Source organism: Lysinibacillus sp. NPDC086135 (genome assembly GCF_044746345.1).
In the GTDB taxonomy this organism is placed as follows: Bacteria; Bacillota; Bacilli; order Bacillales_A; family Planococcaceae; genus Lysinibacillus.
The window spans coordinates 1-4,654 of the sequence record NZ_JBIVCA010000046.1 but is presented as its reverse complement, the minus strand read 5'-3'; the positions used below and the strand labels follow the sequence as shown (position 1 = coordinate 4,654).

At 31.5% G+C, this 4,654-nt stretch carries 3 protein-coding genes and 1 rRNA gene; all 4 read right to left on the bottom strand.

Annotated elements, in window-relative coordinates; genetic code table 11:
* Positions 1–269 precede the first annotated feature (269 nt).
* Positions 270–1,163: a patatin-like phospholipase family protein gene (locus ACIPKN_RS26805; RefSeq protein WP_400942042.1), complete on the bottom strand. Its 894-nt coding sequence runs from the start codon at positions 1,161–1,163 to the stop codon at positions 270–272.
* A 191-nt stretch (positions 1,164–1,354) separates the two neighbouring features.
* Positions 1,355–3,040: a methyl-accepting chemotaxis protein gene (locus ACIPKN_RS26800; RefSeq protein ID WP_255505319.1), complete on the bottom strand. Its 1,686-nt coding sequence runs from the start codon at positions 3,038–3,040 to the stop codon at positions 1,355–1,357.
* Between the two features lie 36 nt (positions 3,041–3,076).
* The gene (locus ACIPKN_RS26795) at positions 3,077–4,246 is read right to left on the bottom strand and encodes an ATP-grasp domain-containing protein (RefSeq protein ID WP_400942038.1); all 1,170 of its coding nucleotides are present in this window, start codon (positions 4,244–4,246) and stop codon (positions 3,077–3,079) included.
* 338 nt (positions 4,247–4,584) lie between these two features.
* Positions 4,585–4,654, bottom strand: a 5S ribosomal RNA gene (gene rrf / locus ACIPKN_RS26930); the annotation flags it as partial.

The following is a 4,654-nucleotide window of genomic DNA, read 5'->3' as shown; positions in this document are numbered from 1 at the left end:
TTGATGTCCAAAATTTTGTTTCGTTCACTAACTCAAGGTTAGCTAGTAAAAACTTTATTGATTACGTTTTGCTTGTTCAGTTTTCAAGGTTCATTTATAATCGCCATCTCTTTGTTAAGAGTTAACTTTTATATAATAACATGTTTTATACATAATGTCAAACAGTTATTTTATTTTCATATTGTTCTAGCTGCATGTTTAGCAGCAACTTTTATATAATATCACCCACTTCATAGAACGTCAATAGTTTTTTTGTTTTTTCAAAAGTTTTATAACCTAAACTTTGGCCATGATTTTAAAAATTGAATAGTACGGTTTCTTCCTATTTCTAAAAGCGTTTCTTTAGTCTCTTCATCTAAATCAAATTGTGTGGCGCTATAGTCATCGACAGGAATAAAAATAATATCTCGTTCATGCCGTCTTGAAATATACCTTTCATCATGAGCATCTTTCATAGTAGTAAATAAAGCTTCAAATAAATTTAATCCGTTTTTGATTTCATGTGGATGTTGTTCTTCTCTACGTCTACTCAATTTAAGTCCTATAATCGGTCGCATCTTACGTCCTTCTCTATCATCAAATACCCATAACGGAAAATTGCTCAATACGCCGCCGTCTACTATAACTGAATCTCCTTTTCCTGTTTTTAATGTAACAGGTTCAAAGAAGAACGGTATACCACAGCTCATACGTAAAGCACTTGCTACAGAAAAGTTCCTCGCTTCAATATGATATTTTTGTAAATCGTCTGGTAAAACGATCATTCTGCCATTTGTTAAATCTGAAGCCACTAATTTTAATGAATCTCTAGGTAAATCTCCGAATGTATAAACACCTTTTGCTGCCAATTTCTGAAAAAACCATTTTTCTAATGCTTTTCCTTTATATAAACCTAAATGGTGATAAACATTAACCCACTTCATAAACGGGAAAGGTAAGATTGTTTTCCTTGGATCTAGTAATGAAGGTACATCCAACTCTTCTAACATCGTTTGAATTTCTTTTCCACTATACCCTGCAGCAATAAAAGTAGCTAATATGGCCCCAGCACTTGTTCCAGCTACCCGTTTAAAGCGGAAATTTTCAGCTTCTAGTACTTGATACGCCCCAACTAGTGCAAACCCCTTCAAACCACCGCCAGAAAAAACACCATCAATCCACAAAATTTCCTCTCCTTTTTCAGGTAATCGCTACATTATATAAAAAGTTATATACAATTAGAACGAACTCAATGAGTATTTTGTCGAATTTACAAACGTCTTTGTACTGGCATACGGATCTAAAAATAGTAAAAGGATTAGCTCTGTTCAAGTTAGAGCTAATCCTTTTAACTTAGTTAATGTTATTGCTTAGATTATTTAATTTTAAAATGTGCAATTTGACCTTTTAAGTTTTCAACCATATCATTTACTTGATTAGCTGTTCCTAGCATTTCTTCCATAAAAGCAGATTGCTCTTGCATAGTTGAAGCAATATTTTGGGTACCTGCTGATGTTTGCTCCAATGATTGCACAGTTGTCTCAGTAGTCCCTAATACTTGTTCAGAGCTTGCTGATATTTGTTCTACTGTTGAAGCAATTGATTGCGTTCGCATACTAATGTTTGAAATTAGAGATGAGATTTTTTGGAAAGTATCTCCAGCCAATCTTATTGCGACAGTCTCTTGATCAATTTCATCTACTACTCTCGTAATAGCTTCAACCGATTCATTAGAATTGTTTTGCATTTCAGAGATTAATTTAGTTATGTCATTAGCAGATTGGGCAGATTGTTCTGCTAAATGTCTTATTTCATCTGCGACAACAGCAAACCCTTTTCCGTATTCACCTGCACGAGCAGCCTCAATAGCTGCATTTAGTGCTAGTAAATTAATTTGATCTGAAATACTTGTAATTACATTTGTAATTTGTCCTACTTCTTTAGAACGTTGATGCATTTGTTCTGTCATTTGCATTGAGGCTTTTGAAAGCTCGTTAATTGAATCAATTCCTTGTACGGATTGTTGAATGACATTATTACCTTGATTGGATTCTTCAGATGTCTTAATAGATTCATCAGAGACGTTTGTAGTAGATTCTGTAATCTCTACTATCCCCTCTGATATTTCTCTAATTGCAATTTGATTTTGAATAGCCCCAGTTGTTATCATTTCGCTACTTACTGAAACTTCCTGAACTGCTGCTGATACCTGATTAGCCATTTCTGTCACTTGCTCTATACTTTGAGTCAATTCTTTAGACCCGTTTGCTACATAGTCTGCTGTTGAGGATACATGACCTATAACTTCTTTTAGCTGTACTTGCATACTATTAAAACTTGATGCAAGTTGACCAATTTCATCATTACTTGTATTTTTTATTTCCTGTGTTAAATCACCAGCTGCAATTACTTTAGTATAATCTACAAGTTCATTTAACGGTTTAGAAATTCTTTTAGCAGTGAAATATGCTAGTATACCACTTACCACAATAAATATAAGTGCTAATAATACACATACTTTTATTAATAAACTTTCTAGATCAACTATAAAATCTGCATCTTCATCTAATCCTAAGACAGAATCTGTTCCTTGAACTTGTAAAAATGTAGACTTATGGGCGCCGTAATCATCTATATAAATATCACTTGTAACCATTTTAGTTGTACCTAGTGCTGCTTTTTGTTCATCAGTAAACGCTAGAGGTGATAAATACTTATCGTCATTACCTAAAAATAAAATGACTTCTTTATTATCTACTTTACTCATGATATACACATTTTCTAAATCATACTCTTCTTGAAATGCATTTCCTCTAGACAATAGTTCTTGATATGCACTTTTGTTTGTTTTAGCACTATTGATTAATTCTTTATCAAATAACTCATCGAAATCCTCCATTTTCATTGTTAAGCTCTCTTCAAACTGAGGAATAATATAACCGTCAATTAAACGATCAGCTACAATAAAAATGGCTAAGCTAAAAATTGTGCTTATAACAACAATAGGCATTAATACGTTTAATAATATTTTCTTTCTAATTGTCATACTTTTAAACATCATTAACGCTCCTAACTGCAATAAAAAAATTAGTCATTATTAAACAAATACCCTTTCTTTTAACGTTATATATTGATTCAGATCTAAATTCAATAACCTTATATTTTCATTTAAATCCGGTGACTTATGAAAGATTACAGCAAAAGTAGAGCTTTCATTCACTTTCATTGGTCGATATTCTAAAATTTCACCAAAGTTTAGTTTAAACGCTTCATGATTAATAGATACAACTTGCTTACAATCAATAGAGGCATCTATTTCGGCACAACAAAAACTATAAATTGAATCATCCATTTGATTAATTATATTTTCCCAATCAGGCTTTTCTTGTTTAAAAAAGTACTCACATGCGTTTACACCATATGCATGAACGCCAAGTTCATTTGTACCGATACCAGCAAATCTAAGTGGATTTACTTCAATAGGAACAATCTGGTCATTATCGATGCGAATTTCAATATGTATAGGGGCGGACTTTAAAGCGAAGAACGATGAAATAGTTCTTAAAAACTCTTGAATTTTGTTGAGGGACTCATTTATTACTTGCTTACTCGTATAGTAAATTCTATCGCTCATGTCTTTCTCATGTCTAAACATTCTTTTAAAAAGATTTAGGACAACAGGTTCCCCGTCTTCTGTAAAATATACGTCAACAGCGTATTCATCGCCTTCAATTAATTTTTCAATTATAAATGATTGATTATTAATAACTTCGATTGGATACTCTGAACTTGTAACTTCCATTTCAAACTTAAGTTGTTTAATAGTTTCTTTATATTCTTCTACTTTATCAATACGATGTACACCTATACTTGAATATCCTATAACAGGCTTAACAATAATAGGGAAAGGTAGAGCACTAGGATCTAATTCTTCTAATTCTTTTAGAGAAACTTCTGTGAAAAAGAAATCTGTATAATGTCTACTTAATGTTTTCCTGAAAGTAACTTTATTTTTCAAAATATCTGTAACAGTTGTTAAATAGTGATTAGGCGCATATTTTGATAAAATATTAAGTCCATTTTCAGAGTTAAAGAGAATTGGAGAATTCCCTTTCTCTAATTCAATCAACAAATCGTCTACCTTTTTTAAATTTATAGTAGATTCGTTTGGTATAAAAACTTCATTTAATTTGATTACCGGAATTTTATTCTTACTAATTGTGTCCGCTAATAAGTCCGAAACATAAGGTCTATCTAGTATTATCAATATTTACACTCCTATTTATATTATATATTTTTTTACATACCTATATCCTAATAGTATGTAAAAATAACTATTACCTATTTTAATATAAAATACCTATAAAAGCCATAGTATTACCTTTTAATACTATGGGTAATATTACATCGAAATTAATATGAAAGTAAAATGAAATATCTAAATACTAATGAGTATATTTGACTATATAAAGATTAACTTTTGCTAAAGTAAATAGTAAAAAAATCGAGAAGCTTACATTAGCTTCTCGATTTTTTACTATTGGTTAATTATTATTTGTATAATTTTATAAAAAAAAAGCCAGCACTCAGCTGACTGTTTACATTGCCTAGCGACGTCCTACTCTCACAGGGGGAAGCCCCCAACTACCATCGGCGCTAAAGAGCTTAACTTCCG